The following is an 18,647-nucleotide window of genomic DNA, read 5'->3' as shown; positions in this document are numbered from 1 at the left end:
TTCGGCAATTCTGAATCATCTGTTTCAGATGCCCAGTCTACGCAACAGGTGTTTCAGTCGTGTTTCGAGTGATTACCTCCCGGCGGCCAGCTTCGCCCCGATGTCGATGAGGGCGAGGTCGGTGTGCCGCGGTCCCACCAGGCAGAGCCCCACCGGTTTGCCTCGCGACTCGAACAGCGGCACGGACAGCGCCGGGTAGCCGCCGATCCCGGCCAGGCTGGTCAGGGTGAGCGTGGCTGTGCGGGTCGCATCGATCGCGGCCGGGTTCGCGTGCCGCGACGGGGCGGTCGACGACGCCGAGGGCAGCAGCAGGATGCGTCCGTCCAGCACAGCGTCCAACCGCTCGCGGGCGGCGGCCAGCGCGACGCGAGCCTTGGCCTCGGCGGCCGGGTCGGTGCGGGACGCGATCTCGAACCGGCCCGCGACGGCGGCACCGAGGGCACCGGGGTGAGCGGTGACCCAGTCCCCGTTGGACTTCCACGCCTCGGCCATCTGAATCGCGCGGAAGATGCGCAGCGCCTCGGCGAGGTCGCCGACATCGACGAGGTCGGGTGCGGGCAGCAGCCCGGCCCGGGTGAGCCTGTCGAGTCCGGCCACGAATACGTCTTGCACGTCGTCGTCGCAGGCGAAGACCAGCGCGCTCGACACGGCGAAACGGGTGGGGGCATCCGCCTGGGCAGCGCTGGTCTGTTGCGAGGGGTCGAGCGAGGCGGCAGCGGCGGCCCGCAGCACGCCCGGTGTGCGGGTGAGCCAGCCGACGGTGTCGAACGAGGGCGCCAGCGGCAGCAGACCGGCCCTGTCGACGGCGCCGTGCGTGCTGCGCAGTCCCCAGAGGCCCTGGTACGAGGCGGGCACCCGGATGGACCCCGCCGTGTCGGTGGCCAGGCCGATGCTGGCCTGACCCAGCGCCACGGCGGCGGCCGGTCCGCTCGACGAGCCACCGGGCAGCCCGCCGGGCACCCGCACGTTCGGCGGGGTGCCGTAGTGCTCGTTGTCGCCGGCGATACTGTAGGCGAACTCATCGGTCTGGGCGATACCGCGCACGCTCGCGCCGGCGCCCAGCAGCGCGGCGACGGCAGCAGCCGTCTCGGTGGCGGCAGTGGCCTCGCGCAGGTAGGCGGGGTTTCCGGCGCCGACGGTGAAGCCGATGATGTCGTAGAGGTCCTTCACGGCGATGGTCTCGCCGGCCAGAGCACCCGAGGCGGCCGCGGCCATCAGTGGGTTGCCCACCAGACGCCACACCGTGGGATTGATCGCGGCCGGCGGCGCGGCCACCTGGGCTACCTCCACCTGCCAATCCCCCGCCGCCGAAAGCGACCAGAGCTGGGTGAGAAGGCCGGCGCCGCCGGCATCCGGGGCGTTCACCGACACGATCACGGCGTGCCGCGGGTCGATCACGCGTACGTGCAGCGACCGGATGCCCCTGGCCACCGTGCCGCTGCGGGCGCCGCGGAAGCCGCTGATCGCGTCGTGGCCCACCAGCAGACCTGCGGCGTCGCCGCGCAAGGTGTTCTCGCCGGGCGCGAACCAGGCGTCGAGCGCCGCGAGGTCGTTGGTGGCCAGCGCGTCCTCATAGCCGGCGAAGGCGGTCAGGAGCCCATCGGGCAGCGCGCCCGTGACCGACGTGGGTGTCGGGACAACCAGCGGCTCAGGCATTGAAGTCCGCCACCCGGATGCGGGCGTGCACGCCGGCGACGAGGTCGACCACCTGGGAGATGTTGAAGTCGGTCGCGGCGCTCAGGTAGGCGTAGGCGAGGGTGCGGTCCATGCCGTACCGGGCGGCGAGCAGGTCGATGGCGGCGCGCACGCACTTGCGCACGGCCTCGTCGAGGTCGGCGTCCAGGCCGGTCGGTACCAGGAATTCGCCGGTCTCGGCGAGAGGTCCGACCAGTTCGCCGAAGGCCGCGATAGCGTCGGCCTGGCTCACCACGTCGAAGCGGATGGTCACCCGCAGGGACGCCTCCATGGCCGTGAGCGCCACCTCGCCGTCGCCCTGCGCGAAGTGCGGGTCGCCCACGTAGGCCAGCGCGCCGTCCACCTGCACCGGCAGGTAGAGGGCCGAGCCCACCGTGAGCAGGTTGATGTCGATGTTGCCGCCGTGCGCGCCGGGCGGCACCGAGTGCGGGCGGGTGTCACCGGCGACGGCGACGCCCATGATGCCCAGGAACGGCCGGAGCGGAAAGTGCACGCTCCGCGCCCCGCCCGGCACCAGCGGCAGGGTGCCGACCTGGCCGGTCTCGGTGTCCGCCAGCGCGGCGAACACACTCACATTGCCCTCGCCGAGCGGGTACTCGCCGGGCAGGGCGCCGCGGCCGTGCCGGTTGGAGATCACGCCGTACGGCACCCGCGGGGTGGCCTCGATCACGGTCATCTTGAGCAGGTCGCCCGGCCGGGCGCCGCGCACGTGGATCGGGCCGGTGACCAGGTGTGGTCCGTCCACGCCGGGGTCCCGGGTCGTGTTCGAGGCGGCCAGCAGCACGGCGTCGTCGAGCACCAAGGCGCGGTCGACACCGTGGCCGGCGAAAAAGGCCGCCGGGTCGCGGCCCTGGTCTTCGAGCACGCCCTCGTGGCTGATCGTGTCGATGGTGACCTCGGTGCCGGCATCGATCACGAGCACCGGCGCATCCGTGGCACAGGGCAGCCGGCCCCAGAGCACGGTGGCCGGGGTGGCGGCCAGGTACTGCGCGGCGCGGATGGGCCCGGTGCCGGGCTGCAGGATGTCGAATGGCGTGACGTCGAATGGCATGGATGCGCCTTTTCCGTTGTGGGTCGGGAGCCGGCTCGACGCCGGCCGGCGCATCCCCGTTGGTCGAGAGTAGCGCCAGTTTTGCGGCTGGGACGACCAGCCACTACCGTGACAATTCCGAGCCGATAGGACACCCGTGCCCTCCACCCCAGTCATCCACCGTCTGCGCAGCAAGCCCGACCACCTGCACCTCGGCCTGATGCTGGCCCTCACTTTCTCCACCGGGGTGGCGGATGCGGTGGGTTACCTCGGCCTGGACAAGGTGTTCACCGGCAACATGACCGGCAACGTCGTCATCCTGGGCATGGCCATCGCCGGCGCCGACGACCTGCCCGTGGTGGGCCCGCTGATCGCGCTGTTCACCTTCATGGTCGGTGCCGCGATCGGCGGCCGGGTGCTGCGCCACGTCAAGGTCGGCTGGACAACCGAGTCGACGGTGCTGTTCGGCGCGGTCGGCGTGGTGATGGCCGCGCTGTCGATCGTCCTGTTCGTGGTGGACGGCACTCCCCCGGCCCCGTTCGACCTGATCGTGACCGGGCTGCTGGCGGCCGTGATGGGCCTGCAGGCCGCGGTGGCCCGGCACATCGCCGTGAAGGATGTCACCACCGTCGTCGTCACCTCCACCATTACCGGCTTCGCCGCCGATTCCCGTTTCGGCGGCGCCAAGAACCAGCCCTGGTTCCGCCGCTTCGCCGCGATCGTGCTGATCCTGGCCGGAGCCGGCGTCGGCGCCCTGCTGCTCATGGTGCACATCGGCTGGGGCATCGCCCTCACAGCCGTGATCACCCTCGTGGTGACCGCCATCGGCCATGCCGCGGGCCGCCCGCACCACGCCCCCGTGCCCCAGGCCTGATCCTCTGGCCCGCGGTCAGCACTGGGCTGAACGGAATCGCGGCTGTCAGGCTCAGGCGTCGCAGGTGCTGAGCACGGCCGTCATCGCCGCGCGGTCCTCCGGGGTGAGCCCGAGGTCGTAGGCGACGAAGACCGGCACCAGTTTGTCGATGTACCAGCACTGCAGGCCGGTGTCCTCCGGCAGGTCGTCCCAGACCACGCGCTGGCCCAGGTCGTGCCGGTCGGATACGTCGGGGTAGAAACCGGGCAGCCATTCACTCGGCAGCGAATCGGACTTGGAGGAGTTCTCGGTGCCCTTCACCGCCAGCAGGTTGACCGGGTCGTTGGCCAGCGCCTCCCGCTTCTCGGCCGGCCAGGCCTCTCCGCCGGTGGCGTACACGGCCTTCAGCGGCAGCAGGTGGTCGATCTGCACGTCGGCCGAGGTGTCCTGCCCGCGCACAAAATCGATGGTCTCGCCCGTGTACGGGTCGGTGAGGATGCCCGTGTACACCCGGCAGGTTGCCGGATCGATGTCGGTGCCGGTGAGGTCCCGGGTGAGGATGTCGTTGCGGGTGTCGCAGCCGTTCTGGTCGAAATCGAAGGCCCAGGCATCGCCGAACAGCTCTTCCCGGTTGCCGGCATAGCTGCCGTTGTCGGTGTAGACGGCGTCGGGCAGCGCGGCGACCAGCGCGAGCGCCTCTGCGCTGGTGAGCCCGGAGGGCGGGACAGGTATCGGCGCGGTCGACGAGGCGCCGGGTGGGACCGTCGCCTGGGTCGTGGGCCGGTCGACCAGGTCGGTGGAGAAGTAGCTGACGCCCGCGACGATACCGCCGATCACGAGCAGGGTCAGCAGGAGGCGTGGGCTCTGGCCCCGGGTGCCCCGTCGACGGGGGAAGAGGGACGGATCGGGTCGGCGGCGGCTCATGCGGGTGTCTCAGGGTGCTGGTGTCTCACGATCTCCCCATCTTGCCATGCGCCGCTTCTCCCCCGGTGGTGGCAGGATCGGCGCGGGCGTGTGAGGCTTAACCGGTGCCCCAGATCGATGAATCCACCCGAGTCCGAGAGGCGATCTCCCTCGACCGCCCCTGGGTGACCGTGGTGTGGGACGACCCGGTGAACCTGATGTCCTATGTGGCCTACGTGTTCCGCAGCTACTTCGGCGTGACCGCGGCAGAGGCCGAGCGCCTCATGCTGCAGGTGCACAACAACGGCCGCGCGATTGTGGCCACTGGTGACCGCGAGTCGATGGAACGGCACGTCGAGGCGATGCACGGCTACGGGCTCTGGGCCACCCTGGACCGTGCCGAAGAATGAGCGCCGAAGCGTGATGGAATTCCGCCGTGAAGACTCCGGCACGGTCTCGGCCATGTTCGAACCCATCGAGGTCGACCTGCTGCGCAACGTGACGTCCCAGCTGCTGCAGATGCTCGGCTCCGTCGACGCCGACGGCGCGGCCATGCTCGCCCAACCGGCGATCCGGCGACTACTGCCCGACGCCTACCCGAACGACCCGGAGGCCGCCGAGGAGTTCCGCCGCTTCACGGCCGACGGGCTGCTCGAGGGCAAGCTCGCCAACGCCACCACGGTGCTCGCCGCCCTCGGCGACGACGAGCCGGCGGATGCCTCAGCGGACGCCTCCCTGGACGCCCCGGCGCACGACCCGCTGCCGGTGCCGATCGTGCTCACCGAGCAGCAGGTGCAGTCCTGGCTCCGCACCCTCACGGACCTGCGCCTGGTCCTGGCGGACCGCCTGCAGATCGACCCGAACGGCACTCCGCAGCTCGTCGACGAACAGGCGCACGTGGTCAACGACGTCTACAACTGGCTGGGCATGATGCAGGAGTCGCTGGTCTACGCGATCGACGCGTAGCCGCGCCGTGCGGCGGGTCAGGCCGCCGGTCGGGCGTCGCTGGACTCCCCCTGCAGTGCCGCGTAGGCCCGCTGCGGCCCCGCGCCGTCGGCGAGCGACGCGCTGAGCGCCCGCAGCCGTTGGCGCGGTTCATCGCTCAACCCGAGCAGCGTCGCGGCGGCCTGCCGCAGCGCATCCGCACCCGCCGTGTTGGGGTCAAGGGAGATGCCGAAGCCGGCTTCGTCGAGTGCTGCGGCGCCGGCGAACTGGTCCGTCGAGAACGGCAGCACCAGCAGAGGCACCCCGGCCGTCATGGCCTCGGTGACCGAGTTGTTGCCGCCATGGGTGACGGCCAGGGCCGCGTGGCCGAGTACCGTCACCTGGGGCAGGAACGATCGCACCAGCCAGGACTCCGGGATGGGCCCGAGCTCGGCGGCGTCGGTGGACCCGACCGCGATCGCCACCCGCACGTCGAGGCCGCGCAGGGCCTCGGCCACCCGGGCGAGTACATCGCCGCGCACCGACAGGAAGCTGCCGAAGCTCACGTAGACGAGGGGACGCTCGTCGGCGTCGGCCAGCCAGCGGGTCACCTGGGGGTCGTCGGCCTCGCTCCGCACCGCCGAACCGAGGAAGGCGTGCTCGGGCAGTAGCGCCGTGCGCGCCACCGGGTGCAGCTCGGCCGGGTAGTTGAGCAGCAGCACGTCGCCGGTCTCGGTGAAGGCGTCGCCGCTGGGCGGCGCGGTCGGATCCAGCTGCAGCAGCGCATCGTTCCACGCCAGGGTGAAGTCGTCCCGTACCCGCTCGCAGAGCAGTCGCAGCTGCACCAGTTCCTGGGGGTCAGGGGTGAACGCGGCGGGCCAGGCGCCCGGGTACCCGTAGACCTCGTCGCCAACGGGCAGTGCCGACGGATGCCCGAGAACCACATCCGCGTGCCGCACCCCGGCGCTGATCAGGGCCAGGCGGGCGCTGAAGGCGAGGTGGTCGACGATCACCTGGTCCGGCCGGATCTCGGCGACGATGCGCTGCACCTCGCGGGCCACGATCACGGGGTTCCAGAGCAGGTCGGTGCTGCGCGCCTCGGCCTGGAACCTCAGCGTTTCGACGAGGCCGACCCTGGTGGCGTCGAAAAAGCCGCGCAGGGCGTCGTCCTCGCCGGTGGGCTGGTCTTCGGCGCGGATGGTGCCGGGGTTGGACCCGCGGCCGAGCTGCAGGTTCACCCGTTCGAAGCCGAAGTCGGCGACGATGCCGGCCGTGGCCGGTCCGCTGGCCACGACGACCCGTTCGCCGGCGGCCTGCCAGGCACTGCCGAGGGTCGCGAGCGGGAACAGGTGGGAGGCGTAGTCCGGGCTGATGATCAGGAGGGTCATGAGACGCTCAACGCCCAGTTGAGTGCTTCCTGGGCCTCGGCGACGGAGGTGTAGACGCCCCCGAGGGTTCCGGCCATGGCCTGGATGGCGAAGGTCGACGAGACCATGTCGGCGGCGCGTTGGGCGAACTCGTCGCCGAACGGGCTGGAGGCCAGGTCGAGAGCCGCAGTGATCCCGCCGGCGAGGCTGCGGGCATCCGCCGTGTTCACCAGGAACCCCGTGGTGCCGTCCTCGACGTAGGTCGCCGGCCCGCCGGCGTCGGGGGCCACCACCGTGAGCCCGCTCGCCATGGCCTCGAGCAGGGCGATGCCGAATTCTTCCTTCATGCTTGCGCAGACGTACACGCCGCGCGGAGCGGCCAGGCCGGGCCGGCCGTGCCGGGCGGCGGCCAGCCAGCGGGCGACGGCGTCGTTGGCACGGTGGCCGGCCAGCAGCAGGCCGTGTTCGGCGGCGGCGTCCAGCGGCACCGCGGTGCCGATCAGGTCCAGCTGACGGCGTTCGTCGACCGACGGGGTGAGCAGGTCTCCCCCGACGATCAGCAGGTTGCACCGTTCCCGCAGGGCGGCGTCATCGGCCCAGGCGTGCACGAGCGTGGCCATGCCCTTCACCCTGTGCAACCGGCCCACCGTGACCGCCAGCGGCAGGTGGCGCCGGGACGCCGGCAGGGTCTCCAGCAGGGAGTCGAGGTCGGTGAAGTCGGCGGGGTCGGCCTGCAGCGCGGCCTGCGCGGAGCGTTCGATCACGGTCAGGTCGATGCCCTCCGCGACGACCGAGTGCCGCTCGGGGTGCGCGGTGATGTCGATACCGACGAGGTCGCGCATGTCCCGCTCCAGCTCGGGGCGGGGGAAGAGCACGGTGTGCGCGGCATCGGCCGCGATCCGCTGAACGAGTCGGGCCCGGAACCAGAAGTGCTCGACCTCGTCGACGGTGCCGAAGTTGGCCCGGGTGAGGGCGCCGGAGGCGTCCATGGCGTTGATGACGCTGTGCGGGTCTGGGGCGACGGTGAAGACGATGGGGATCTCGAGCTCGCGGGCGACGGTTGATGCCGCGAGGGTGCCGACGTCGGCCATCCGCAGGTGCATGACGTCGACGGTGCCTGCGGCTCGCAGAATCCGGCGGATGCCGCGCTGCACGGCCACCCGGCGGGGCCACGCGTCGGCGGAGGAGATCGGGGCGCCCAGGAACGGCACCGTCGCGAAGGCGTGCCCGGAGAGGGTCGAACTGACCTCCGGCAGGCAGGCCAGGGCGGCGGCGGGTCCGCCACGTGACAGGGTGAGCACCCTGTCGACGGCCGGTGAGCCGTCGTCACCGGCCACGAGGGCGTCGCCCAGCCGCACCAGGAGGGTGGCGATGCCGCCGTTGTCGCCGGACCCCACCTGGCTGAGCTCACGGTCGATGTCAGCGTGCAGGAACAGCTGGGCCACGGTCTGGCCCCGGCTCCACGGCGCACGCGGGTAGGCGGGCACGGTCAGGTCGAGCAGGGCGAGCCTGGCCACGTCGGCCAGGTCGTCGTCGCCGCGGGCGAGGACCGTCACCAGGCTGATGGCGGCGTCGGTGGCCGGTCGATCGCCGAGGGCGGCCACGGCCGCCGCCCGGGGGTCGAGGCCTTCGCCGGCGTCCCCGGCGATGCGTCGCAGCATCCGCTCCGGGATCCGCCCGGAGATCAGGCCCAGGGTTTCGACGAGGCGGGCGCGGGCGGCCGGGTCGGCAATGCCGAGCATGGCGCCTTCGGTGGCCAGTGCCACGTGTTCGGGGACGGATGCCGCCCACTGCTCGAGGGTGCGCTGGGCGATCATGCCGGAAAAGCCGCCGGCGACGACCATCTGCAACAGGCCTCCGATGGCATCGAAGCGCGGGAGCCTGGTGCCGAACGCCCAGGCGGCGTGTTCGCGCAGGTAGGCCGAGTCGTGCTCGAGCAGCGACACCAGGACGTCGTCGGCTGACTCGTCGAACACCTGGGCGAGCGAGTGCACGGCCGCTATGGCGGTGAGCTGGTCGGTGGGGTCGAGCGCGGCCTGGGTGAGCAGGCGAACGGCGCGGTTACCGCCGTCCCGGCTGGCGGCGATGGTCAGGTCGTCTGCAGAGCGGATGCCGGCCAGGATGCTGTCGGCCTGGCGCATCTCGTCCAGCGTCGTGTGAGTCCCCACGGTGTCTCCCTCGCGGCGGATGCGTCCGCCTCTCGTGGCGGAGCGGACTCCGCGCTGGTACTTCGGTGCCGATCCGGTAAGAGTTTGCCCCGGAGCGACATTCTGCCATGTGGATCATTCGCTCCGTGGGCCGCGGGTATTTGGTCAGGGCATTCGCAGGTTTGTCGGCCGCTCTCGCTTCAGAACACGAGCCCGGCGGATGCCGTCAGCCCGCCGTCGACGGCGAGGGTGGTGCCCGTCACATAGGACGCTGCCGGGGAGATCAGAAAAGCTATCACCGCCGCGATCTCCGATGGCTGGGCGAGCCTGAAGAGTGGGATCCGGCGGGAGAAATCCCGGCCGAAGGTCTGAGTAGCCGGGGTGTCATTCGGTTCGTCCGCCCGCATCAGGCCGGAGGCCACATTGTTCACCCGGATTCCCCTGGCCGCATAGGTCAGGGCTGTGGAGCGCACGAGGTCGATCATGGCGACCTTCGAGGCGTGGTAGGCCCAATTGCCAGGGTCGGCCAATAGTCCCGCTACGGACGCCGTCGCCACGATGCTCCGGTGCCCGTCGATCGAGAGTCCCTCGACAGCGGCCTGAATGCCCAGGGCGATGCTGTTCAGATTGCGGGCAAGGAGGCGCTCCCCCTCGGCCTCCGTTCCGGGCATGTGCAAAGTGCTGGACGCGCCGATATCGGCCAGCAACACGGCGGCGTCGAGCCGGCCGAAGGTGTCGATGGCTTGCGAGACCGCCAGCCTGGAACCGTGCTCGGTGCTCATGTCGCCGACGAGCACCAGGTGCTGATCGCCGGCGAGGTCGGTGGGTTTGGCGTCGACGCCGGCGACCGCGTAGCCGTTTTCCAGGAGTTTCCGGACGACCGCCCGCCCCATCGCCGAGCCGGCTCCGGTGACCAGCGCAACCGGGCTCGGGGCCTTCACGACCTCCGCGGCCTGGTCCTCAATCGTCTGGGGCCTCATGCCGTGAGACCGCGTCGCGGGAGGCTCCGTTTCCCGGGATTCCGATGTCCGAGTTTCCGTTCGAAGCGACTCCGCTTTCCGCGGCTCTGTCTTCAAAGACTCTGTTGTCAACGACTCTGCTTTTGGAGACTCCGCCGGCCGAACCTCCACCGATTCTTGAGACTCCACTTTGAGTGTCATGAGTACCTTCTAACGCGGGCGCCTATGTCAATGCGCCCCAAGCAAATGCTACGCTCGGCCGGCTCGGAATAGGGAGGATTGCCGGTCATTCCAATCGAGCACTCAGACCGGGCACTCAGACAGGGCACTCAGTTCGGGCGCTCAGTTCGGGCGCTCAGTGGGTGAAGCCCGGATGGTGTTTCTCCGCCGGCATCGCACCCTCCAGCCTGTCGAGGTATGCGGTCTCCTCGGTGATCGCGGTCAATAGCCGCGAGGCGAGATCAAGGCTGAGTCCGTTGCGCACCACGATCCTCTGCACCGTTTGGTCGGACAGGTTGTCCGGCATCGGATACGCCGGCACCAGCCAGCCCCTGGCCCGGAGGCGGTCGGACAGGTGGTACAGGTTCCACTTGTCGGTGTGCCCGGCCTTGAGACTCCAGGCGAACACCGGGATGTCGGATCCATCGCTGATGAGGGTGAAGGCGCCGTGTTCCGCGATGGCGCTGGACAGGAACAGCGCGACATTCTGCGAGGTCTGCTGCACGAGCCGATAGCCCTCGAAGCCGAGCCTGAGGAATAGGAAGTACTGCAGAAGCACCTGGGCGCCGGGCCTGGAGAAGTTCAGGGCCAGCGTCGGCATGTCTCCGCCGAGATAACTCACGTTGAAGACCAGCTCCTCTGGCATCAGGTCGCGGCTGCGCCAGACCACCCAGCCCAGCCCCGGGTAGACCAGGCCGTATTTGTGCGCCGAGGTGCTGATCGAATGCACCCGCTCCAATTTGAAGTCCCAGATCAGCTCGGGCTGCAGGAACGGCGCGACCATGCCGCCCGACGCCGCGTCGACGTGGATCGGAACATCCAACCCGGTCGCGGCCTGGATGGCGTCGAGTGCGGCGGCAATCTCCTGTACCGGCTCGTAGATCCCCGTGTAGGTGACGCCCATGATGGCCACGACACCGATGGTGTTCTCGTCGACGTAGGCGGCCAGGTCGTGCCCGTCCAGGCACGGATGTTCGTCGGTCACCGGCACCAGACGCGCCTCGACCTCCCAGTAGTTGCAGAACTTCTCCCAGCAGACCTGCACGGCGCTGCTCATCACCAGATTGGGCTTGTCGGTGGGCAGCCCGGCCGCGCGACGGGACTGCTGCCAGCGACGCTTGAAGGCCAGTCCGCCGAGCATGCAGGCTTCGGACGACCCGATGGTCGATGTGCCGATGGTCGCCCGCGGTTCCGGCGCGTGCCAGAGGTCGGCGATGATGTGCCAGCAGTAGTCCTCGATGGCCGCGGTCTGCGGGTACTCGTCCTTGTCGATCATGTTCTTGTCGAAGGACTCGGCGTAGAGCCTGCGGGCGTAGTCGTCCATCCAGGTGCCCACGAAGGTCGCCAGGTTGAGCCGGGAATTGCCGTCGAGCATGATCTCGTCGTGAATGATCTGGTAGGCCGTTTCCGGCCCCATCGGGCCGGCCGCCAACGTGTGGCGGGGGGCGCGGGAATCTTCACCGGGCCGGGCGAAGAGCGGATTGATCTGCGTGAATTCCGGATTCGTCGACATGGAACACCAGAGTGCCCCCGCGCCGGTCCGTGGGCTACCCCCGCGCGCCACCCACCGACCGCGCGCTCCATCCGCTGGCGTCTGTCGGAGGCGTGACGTACACTTTCGAATATCGAACATCTGTTCGAAGTAACGCGGAAGGTGGGCCCATGACCCAGATTGTCGACGCCCCTCAGTTCGAAGACACCGCCGTGATCATAGACAAAGCAGTGCAGGTCGAGCTTTCCGCCGACGGCGACCCCCGGGCCTTCGTGTGGGACCGATTCGAACACACTGTCATCGGGCAACCCCAGGCCGTCTTCACGCGCACCCGATGGTGGGAGCACAGCGGTACGCCCACCCGCATCGACACCGAACTGTGGCGGCTGGATGCCGCCAAGGGCGGCGAGGACCAGCACCGGTACGACCTGCGCCACGACGCCGACGGCACCTGGGTGCTCGCGCTCGACTGGGGGTGACGCCGCGATGAGTTTTCCGCACCTGCACGTCGCCAGCGCCTACTCGACCCACTATGGCGTGACCCTGCCGGAGGCCCTCGCCGGGCAGGCGGCCGCCGACGGGGCGACCTTCCTGGCTGTCACCGATCGGAACGGACTGTACGGGGCCGTCAAGCACGTGCGTGCCTGTGTGGCCGCCGGAATTCGCCCGGGGCTCGGCGCCGATCTCGAGGTGCACGACGGCGACACCCTCGCACCTCTCGGCCGGGTGGTGGTGCTGGCGCACGGCGGCAGTGCTGGTGAGGGCGGTGCCGGCCGCGGCTACGCGGCGCTCTGCCGGGCCGTCTCCAGCGCCCACGAGACCACGGTGCGCGTGCCCGGCCACCCGCCGAGCATCCCGCGCAGCCGCCTCGCCGAGCTGGCCGGCCTGAACTCGTTGACGGTGCTGCTCGGCCCGGCCTCCGATGTCGGCCACGCGATTGAGCGCCGGGACAACCCGCTGGCCCGCGCGACCCTCGCCGAGTGGCAACGGATCATGCCGCCCCAGTCGCTCGCTCTCGAGGTCGTCTGCCATCTCACCGAACCGGGCATGCCGGGCAGCGTCGCCCCGGCCACGCGCATGCTCGCCCTCGCCGAGTACGCCCGGCTGCCCGCCGTACTCAGCAACGCGGTGCGCTATGGCACCGCCGAGGAGGCGGTGACCGCCGACCTCGCCGATGCGGCCAGGCACCTCATGCCGCTCGCGCAGCTCGCCCAGCCAGCACAGGCCCAGCCGCCGAACACCCAAACCGAAGCCCGTCCCCTGCAGGTCAACGGCCAAGCGTGGTTGAAGCCGGCGGCCGCCATGCGGCAGGTGGCCCGCATGGTGGTCGACGCCGGGCAGCACAGCGACGGAGCGCTGGCCCGGCTGCTGCGCGACACCCACGACCTCGCGGAACGCTGTGCGCTCGACCCTGTCGGTGACATCGGGCTCGGCCGGCCGCGGATGCCGGAGGCGAGCGTGATCGGGGTCACCCGCGACCCGCTCGCCGAGCTGTGGGCCCGCGCCCGTCACGGCATCGACGAGCGCTACGCCGACGCCGGGCGCCGCGGGCTCACGGCGGCCCACGACAGGCTCGCCCACGAGATGGCGACGGTTGAATCGCTCGGCTTCGCCAGCTACTTCCTCACCGTGGCCACCGTCGCCGACCTCGTGCGCGACATGGGCATCCGCATCCAGGCCCGCGGCTCCGGGGTCGGTTCGGTGCTCAACTACGCCCTGCACACCTCGTCGGTGGAACCGATCGGCAACGGCCTGCTCTGGGAACGCTTCCTCTCCCCCGAACGACAGACTCTGCCTGACATCGACCTCGATGTGGAGTCGGCCAGGCGACACGACATCTATCGGAAGGTCTTCGAGACGTTCGGCGCCAGCCGGGTCTCGCTGATGTCGATGACCAACGCCTACCGGGGTCGGGGCGCCGTGCGGGACGCGGGCCTCGCCCTGGGCATGCCGGACGCCCAGGTCGCCACGATCGCCAAGCAGATGTGGCGGTTCAACGCCCGCGACTTTCGTGCGGCCCTGGCCGAGAAGCCGGAACTGGAGGAGCTGGCCGCCGAGGTGCGGGAGTCCTCGCAGCTCGACCTGCTCGTGGACCTCACCGCCAGGCTCGACAGGTTGCCCAGGCACATCTCGGTGCACCCCTGCGGCGTCATCCTCTCCGATGCCTCGTTGCTGGATCGCACCCCGGTGCAGGCCTCGGGGATGGGCCTGCCGATGTCCCAATTCGACAAGCACGACATGGACCCGATGGGCCTGATCAAGCTCGACATCCTCGGTGTGCGCATGCAGTCGGCCATGGCGCACGCCGTGGAGGAACACCACCGGCTCACCGGCGAACACATCGACCTGGACCGGGTGCCGTTGGATGACCCGGCCACTTTCGAGCTCATCCGCTCCACCCGCACCTTAGGCATCTTCCAGATCGAGTCCCCCGGCCAGATGGAGCTGGTGGGCAAGCTGCAGCCGGAGGTGTTCAACGACCTCACCGTGGAGATCTCGCTGTTCCGCCCCGGGCCGATGAAGAACAACATGCCGCTGCGCTACCTCGAGGCTCGGCACGGTGAGGTCGCACCCGACTACATCCATCCGCGATTCGAACCGATCCTGCGCGAGACCAATGGCGTCGTCATCTTCCACGAACAGGTGATGCGCCTCTTCGACGAGCTCACCGGCTGCGGTCTCGGTCACGCCGACGTGCTGCGCCGGCACTTGGGCCGGCCGGATCAGCTGAGCGTGATCGAGGCGTACGTGCGCGAGAACGCCCTCGGCCGTGGCTTCGATGCCGGCACCATCGACAGGGTCTGGACCGTGCTGGCCGGGTTCGGCAGCTTCGGCTTCGCCAAAGCGCACGGGGCGGCGTTCGCCCTGCCCACCTACCAGTCCGCCTGGTTGAAGACCCACCACCCGGCGGCGTTCCTGGCCGGACTGCTCACGCACGATCCGGGCATGTGGCCCAAAGACCTGCTCGTGGCCGAAGCCCGGGTGCTCGGCGTGCCGGTTCTGGGCCTCGACGTACAGCACAGCGCCCTCGACTACAGGGTGGAGTCCGTCGGTGAGGGCCAGGGCATCCGGATGCCGCTGCCGGAGCTCTCCGGATCGAGCGACGCCGAGCGCGCCCGCATCGTGCGGCACCAGCCGTTCACGTCGCTGCAGGACTTTCGGGACCGGGTGCACCCCCGTCGGCGTACCTTCGAGGCCCTCGCCCGCGTCGGCGCGTTGGACAGCTTCATCGATCACGATCGCACCCGCCGGCACGAGCTGCTCGCGCACATCCAGTCGCTGCGGGGCACGGCCATCACCATCGCCGATGACCAGCTCGCCTTCGAGGTTCCGTTGCCGGTGCTCGACTACGAGGGTGCGCGCTTCGACACCGTCACCTCGCTGCAGCTGCGCGGGCGCACCCAGTCCGACCTCGAGCTGCTCGACACCGGTCTGGCCGTCGCCGGCCACCGGATGCGCAAGTACTACCCGCTGTTCGCCGAACTCGGCGTCACCCCGGCCGCCCAGCTGGCCACCCTGCCCGGCGGCACCGATGTGCTCCTGGCCGGCGTGCGCCGGGCCACGAACACCCCGCCGATGCGTGACGGGCGCCGGGTGGTGTTCGTCAGCCTCGACGACGGCACCGGTCCGGTGGCCAACGTGGTGTTCTTCCACGACGCCCAGGAACGCATCGGCGGCGGCGTCTTCCAGACCGAACTGATGCTGGTGCGTGGCCGCACCCGGCGCTCGGGTGCCCGCGGGGTCTCGGTGACGGGTGAGGGCATGTGGGACCTCGTCACGGTGGCCAGGGACCGGGCCAGGGCACAGGCCAAGGCTCTCAAGGCGGCCAGGGCGGCGGCGCTGGACGCCGAACCGTCCGTCGCCGAGGCAACGGCGGCCGCGGCGGCCCGGCCGCCGATGCGGCGGGCGGCCGGCTCCGGTACGACTGAATTCGACCTGTGGTCGACGCAGAGCGCGTGATCTCTAGTCGGTCCCCTCGGGAACGTCAGGTGCCGGATCGTTCTGCTCGGTGTCGTCGCCCCCGAGATCCTGGTCTGCATCGACGTCTTCGTCGACGTCCACATCCACGTCTTCCTCCTCCGCGACCGCCGGTGGAGTGACGAACACCCCGGGGAACGGATCGCCACCGTACTTCGCGTTCGCCACCGACATCACGGCCGGCCACATCCGGTGCCGCGCGGTGGCGGCGGGCCCGCTCTCGAAGTTGATTGCGCGCTGATTGGCGTTCCCCGTGACGGTGACGACGCCGACGACGGTGGCCACCTTGCTGCTCGCTCCGCTCATCCAGGTGTCCTTGGCGTTGTCGGTGGTTCCGGTTTTGCCGAACATCGGCACCCAGGGCACCGTGCCGGTGTTCGACTGCACGGCGGTTCCCCTCGACATCACCTGACTGAGAGCGGCCACCATCTGACGTTGGGTTTCCGGCAGCACTGAGTCCTCGCACCGCGAGACGGGGATGGGCACCTCGGTGCCGTCGGCGCCGATCATCCGGTCGATCACGATCGAGCTGCAGGTTGTCCCGTCGTTGGCGATGCCGGCGAAGGCGACGGCCATGCTCAACGGGGCGATCTCGTTCGTGCCGATCACGGATGCCGCGCTCTGGCTCAGCGGTTCGCCGTCGGCGCGGTGCACTCCGAAGGCCTCGGCCATCTTCCGGATCCCGCAGAGGTCGAGCCGCTTGGCCATGGCGATGAACCCCGTGTTGATCGACCCGATGGTGGCCTCCAGCGCGCTGTAGTTGCGACCGGCTTCGTTGGCGTCGTTCTTGGGGCTCCAGCCCTCCGAATCGTAGTTCTGTGGGCCGAAACAGCTGTCGTTGAAGGTTCCCCATTGTGATCTGGGCGCGGAGTCGACGCGCTCGTCCAGGGAATGGCCGGTGTTCAGCCAGTCCGCGAGGGTGAAGACCTTGTAGGTGGAGCCGGGCTGGAACCCGCGGGATCCCCCGGCGACGAAGTCGGTGTTGTAGTTCACGCTGCTCCAGTTGCTCCCGGTGGCCTGCACCTCGGGGTCCTGGCTGTAGTCCTTGTTCTGCGTCATGGCGAGCACTCGGCCGGTGCCGACCTCGACGCTCGAGATGACACCGCCCACGTCCCAGCCGGCGCGGGTCTTCGGCACGTTCTCGTTCATCGTCGCGACTGCGGCGTTCTGAAGGTCGAGGTCGAGGGTGGTGTACACGTCGAAGCCGCCCCGGCGGATGTTCTTGATCCGCGCATCCTCGTCGTCGCCGAAGACCGGGTCGTTCGCCAGGACATGGATCACGTAGTCGCAGAAGTACGCGTTTGCCCCGGCGGTCTGGCATCCGGTGCTGGGCTCGTGGATGGTCGGTTCGATGGGGGCCGCCATGGCCTCATCGAACTCGACCTGGGTGATCTTGCCGTATCTGAGCATCTCCCCAAGGATGTAGTCGCGGCGCTGCCGGTTGTCCAGGTAGCCATTGGCCACGCCATTGGTCTCGCTCGCCGGCCGGTCGAGCCTGAACTTGCCGGGATTGTTGACGATGGCCACGAGGCTGGCCGCCTGCGCCACCGTGAGATCGGCCGCCGTGCTCCCGTAGTAATAGGCGGCCGCGGCCTCGATGCCGTACACGCGGCCGCCGAAGCCGGCGATATTGAGGTACTGGCGCAGGATGTCGTTTTTTGCGTATTTCTTTTCCACGCCGATCGCCAGTCGCATCTCCTTGAGCTTGCGCGATGCCGTCGTCACCGTGGCCGCCGCGTAGCAGTCCGAGATCTCCTCCTCGGTGGGGAGCATCTCGCACTTCTGCACGAGCACGTTCTTGACGTACTGCTGGGTGATCGACGATCCGCCCTGCACGCTTCCCCGGAACGCCGTCGTCAACGCGCCGCGCATGGTTCCCTGCAGGTCGACGCCGCCGTGGTCGTAGAAGCGCGGGTCTTCCCCGGCGATCGCGGCGTCCTTCACGTTCTGGCCGATGTCGTCCCAACCGACCTCGACCCGGTTTTGGTCGTACAGGGTCGCGAGCAGGATCGGCGTTCCGTCCGGGCCGGTGGCATAGATGTTGCTGCGTTGGGCGAGCGGCTCGATCTCGAGGTAGTTCGGCAGGGTCTCGAAGACGTTGATCGTGCTGGTCGCCGCCACGCCGGTGAGCGCAACGACCGGTGTCAGGCTCACAGTGACCAACAGCCCGGCAATGGCGCTCGTCCCGGCCAGACCGATCAGGCCGCCGACCACACCTCCGAAGGATCGCGGTGGGGTGACTCCGGTTCCGTTCATCCCGTTTGTGCCGTTGCTCACCATTCTGTGCTCACCATGGTTCCGCCGTCCGCCCCTCCACACACCAGGCACGCCCAATCGCGCCAGTAGTCATCCACTCAATGCCGCTCGGGATCGCTTCGCTAGGGGCTTGCCGAACCCCTCGAACAGGGGCAGTGCGCCGCTGGACGGACGGCGCGGGTTTCGGGCGGCGTTAGAGTTGCGTGTCACGTTCTCTGGAGGAAAGATGGCCGGACCGGCAATGCCCAATGTGCCCAGCAGGCGCAACGTCAAGGTGCTCACGGATGCGATCGCCGCCCTCGAATCCGGAACCGGCGTGTCCGCCAAGTTCCTGACCAAGCGCTACGGCGCCTTCACGATCGACGGCACCGCATTCATCTCCGCGTCGGTCAAGACGCTCACCGTCGGCGGCCGCTCCATCGAGCAGAATCTCAAGCCGCACAAGTCCCTGCAGGCACTGCGCGCCCTTGAGCCGAGCGACGGTGAGACGGCGGATGAGGCGCCGGGCATCGAACAGGACCTCACAGCACCCGCCGTGGCACACGGCGACCTGATCTCGGTGCTCTTCGTCGACCCGGCCTACGGGCCGTTCACCGTCACCGGGGTGGCTGTCGCGTCGACGGTGAGCGATGTGGTGCTCGTCGGCGGTTGGTTTGTGACCCGGGCCGGCACCACGGCTCCCCGCGTGGTGAGTGTTGAGGTGTTGGCCGCCAGCGGCACCCACGAGTACCCGTTGCCGGCGCGCATCGTGAGTTGGGGCGAAGACACCGAGGGCGCGACCGAGTACTGAGCTCCAGAGCGAGCCAACCCCCTTAAACCCGAAA

General features: G+C 69.5%; 14 protein-coding genes. 6 read left to right on the top strand and 8 right to left on the bottom strand.

Going from position 1 to position 18,647, the window contains the following annotated elements:
- Window positions 1–72: 72 nt before the first annotated feature.
- Window positions 73–1,656: an AtzH-like domain-containing protein gene (locus E3O57_RS03390; protein ID WP_103479101.1), complete on the bottom strand. Its 1,584-nt coding sequence runs from the start codon at window positions 1,654–1,656 to the stop codon at window positions 73–75.
- Entirely contained in the window at window positions 1,649–2,746 is a 1,098-nt protein-coding gene (locus E3O57_RS03385) for an acetamidase/formamidase family protein (protein ID WP_103461928.1), read from the bottom strand. The genes E3O57_RS03390 and E3O57_RS03385 overlap by 8 nt, the downstream gene beginning before the upstream one ends.
- 136 nt (window positions 2,747–2,882) lie before the next feature.
- Between E3O57_RS03385 and E3O57_RS03380 the strand changes: the two genes are divergently transcribed.
- Window positions 2,883–3,599 (top strand): YoaK family protein, encoded by a 717-nt coding sequence (locus E3O57_RS03380; protein ID WP_341476132.1) that lies wholly within the window; start codon window positions 2,883–2,885, stop codon window positions 3,597–3,599.
- Window positions 3,600–3,650: 51 nt separating this feature from the next.
- On the opposite strand, the gene E3O57_RS03375 is transcribed toward E3O57_RS03380, so the two are convergent.
- A complete protein-coding gene (locus E3O57_RS03375; protein WP_103479100.1) occupies window positions 3,651–4,502 on the bottom strand; it encodes an HNH endonuclease family protein in 852 nt (283 codons plus the stop codon).
- Between the two features lie 104 nt (window positions 4,503–4,606).
- Between E3O57_RS03375 and clpS the strand changes: the two genes are divergently transcribed.
- Both clpS and E3O57_RS03365 read left to right on the top strand, forming a co-directional pair.
- Window positions 4,607–4,891 (top strand): ATP-dependent Clp protease adapter ClpS, encoded by a 285-nt coding sequence (gene clpS / locus E3O57_RS03370; RefSeq protein WP_088455946.1) that lies wholly within the window; start codon window positions 4,607–4,609, stop codon window positions 4,889–4,891.
- A 13-nt stretch (window positions 4,892–4,904) separates the two neighbouring features.
- Complete coding sequence (locus tag E3O57_RS03365) at window positions 4,905–5,447, top strand: DUF2017 domain-containing protein (RefSeq protein WP_103479099.1); 543 nt, start codon at window positions 4,905–4,907, stop codon at window positions 5,445–5,447.
- Window positions 5,448–5,464: 17 nt separating this feature from the next.
- Here E3O57_RS03365 and E3O57_RS03360 read toward each other — a convergent pair whose 3' ends face one another.
- From E3O57_RS03360 to E3O57_RS03345, 4 genes are all read right to left on the bottom strand, one after another.
- On the bottom strand, window positions 5,465–6,793 hold the full coding sequence (locus tag E3O57_RS03360) for a glycosyltransferase (RefSeq protein WP_103479098.1): 1,329 nt from the start codon (window positions 6,791–6,793) through the stop codon (window positions 5,465–5,467).
- Window positions 6,790–8,940, bottom strand: coding sequence for a glycosyltransferase (locus tag E3O57_RS03355; protein WP_103479097.1), 2,151 nt, complete (start codon window positions 8,938–8,940; stop codon window positions 6,790–6,792). Before E3O57_RS03355 ends, E3O57_RS03360 begins: the two co-directional genes overlap by 4 nt.
- A 179-nt stretch (window positions 8,941–9,119) precedes the next feature.
- Complete coding sequence (locus E3O57_RS03350) at window positions 9,120–9,899, bottom strand: SDR family NAD(P)-dependent oxidoreductase (protein ID WP_165787915.1); 780 nt, start codon at window positions 9,897–9,899, stop codon at window positions 9,120–9,122.
- 334 nt (window positions 9,900–10,233) lie between these two features.
- A complete protein-coding gene (locus tag E3O57_RS03345; RefSeq protein ID WP_103461934.1) occupies window positions 10,234–11,610 on the bottom strand; it encodes a glutamate decarboxylase in 1,377 nt (458 codons plus the stop codon).
- Between the two features lie 149 nt (window positions 11,611–11,759).
- Between E3O57_RS03345 and E3O57_RS03340 the strand changes: the two genes are divergently transcribed.
- Window positions 11,760–12,068, top strand: a complete 309-nt coding sequence (locus tag E3O57_RS03340) for a hypothetical protein (RefSeq protein WP_088455940.1) — start codon at window positions 11,760–11,762, stop codon at window positions 12,066–12,068.
- A gap of 7 nt (window positions 12,069–12,075) precedes the next feature.
- Window positions 12,076–15,549, top strand: coding sequence for a DNA polymerase III subunit alpha (locus E3O57_RS03335; protein WP_165787914.1), 3,474 nt, complete (start codon window positions 12,076–12,078; stop codon window positions 15,547–15,549).
- A 3-nt stretch (window positions 15,550–15,552) separates the two neighbouring features.
- Here E3O57_RS03335 and E3O57_RS03330 read toward each other — a convergent pair whose 3' ends face one another.
- Window positions 15,553–17,823 carry a transglycosylase domain-containing protein gene (locus E3O57_RS03330; protein WP_165787913.1) on the bottom strand — a complete coding sequence of 757 codons (2,271 nt, stop codon included), beginning with the start codon at window positions 17,821–17,823 and terminating at the stop codon, window positions 15,553–15,555.
- Window positions 17,824–18,049: 226 nt separating this feature from the next.
- Between E3O57_RS03330 and E3O57_RS03325 the strand changes: the two genes are divergently transcribed.
- Window positions 18,050–18,613: a hypothetical protein gene (locus E3O57_RS03325; protein WP_133159753.1), complete on the top strand. Its 564-nt coding sequence runs from the start codon at window positions 18,050–18,052 to the stop codon at window positions 18,611–18,613.
- The last annotated feature ends 34 nt before the right edge of the window (window positions 18,614–18,647 follow it).

Source organism: Cryobacterium sp. TMN-39-2 (assembly GCF_004402745.1).
Taxonomy (GTDB): domain Bacteria; phylum Actinomycetota; class Actinomycetes; order Actinomycetales; family Microbacteriaceae; genus Cryobacterium; species Cryobacterium zongtaii.
This window is presented reverse-complemented; position numbering and strand designations above follow the sequence as displayed.

What these genes read in the sequence shown, in the direction of transcription:
- E3O57_RS03390 (WP_103479101.1), bottom strand. Translation starts at nt 1,656, where the DNA reads ATGCCTGAGCCGCTGGTTGTCCCGACACCCACGTCGGTCACGGGCGCG.
- E3O57_RS03385 (WP_103461928.1), bottom strand. Translation starts at nt 2,746, where the DNA reads ATGCCATTCGACGTCACGCCATTCGACATCCTGCAGCCCGGCACCGGG.
- E3O57_RS03375 (WP_103479100.1), bottom strand. Translation starts at nt 4,502, where the DNA reads ATGAGCCGCCGCCGACCCGATCCGTCCCTCTTCCCCCGTCGACGGGGC.
- E3O57_RS03365 (WP_103479099.1), top strand. Translation starts at nt 4,905, where the DNA reads ATGGAATTCCGCCGTGAAGACTCCGGCACGGTCTCGGCCATGTTCGAA.
- E3O57_RS03360 (WP_103479098.1), bottom strand. Translation starts at nt 6,793, where the DNA reads ATGACCCTCCTGATCATCAGCCCGGACTACGCCTCCCACCTGTTCCCG.
- E3O57_RS03350 (WP_165787915.1), bottom strand. Translation starts at nt 9,899, where the DNA reads ATGAGGCCCCAGACGATTGAGGACCAGGCCGCGGAGGTCGTGAAGGCC.
- E3O57_RS03345 (WP_103461934.1), bottom strand. Translation starts at nt 11,610, where the DNA reads ATGTCGACGAATCCGGAATTCACGCAGATCAATCCGCTCTTCGCCCGG.
- E3O57_RS03340 (WP_088455940.1), top strand. Translation starts at nt 11,760, where the DNA reads ATGACCCAGATTGTCGACGCCCCTCAGTTCGAAGACACCGCCGTGATC.
- E3O57_RS03335 (WP_165787914.1), top strand. Translation starts at nt 12,076, where the DNA reads ATGAGTTTTCCGCACCTGCACGTCGCCAGCGCCTACTCGACCCACTAT.
- E3O57_RS03330 (WP_165787913.1), bottom strand. Translation starts at nt 17,823, where the DNA reads ATGAACGGAACCGGAGTCACCCCACCGCGATCCTTCGGAGGTGTGGTC.
- E3O57_RS03325 (WP_133159753.1), top strand. Translation starts at nt 18,050, where the DNA reads ATGGCCGGACCGGCAATGCCCAATGTGCCCAGCAGGCGCAACGTCAAG.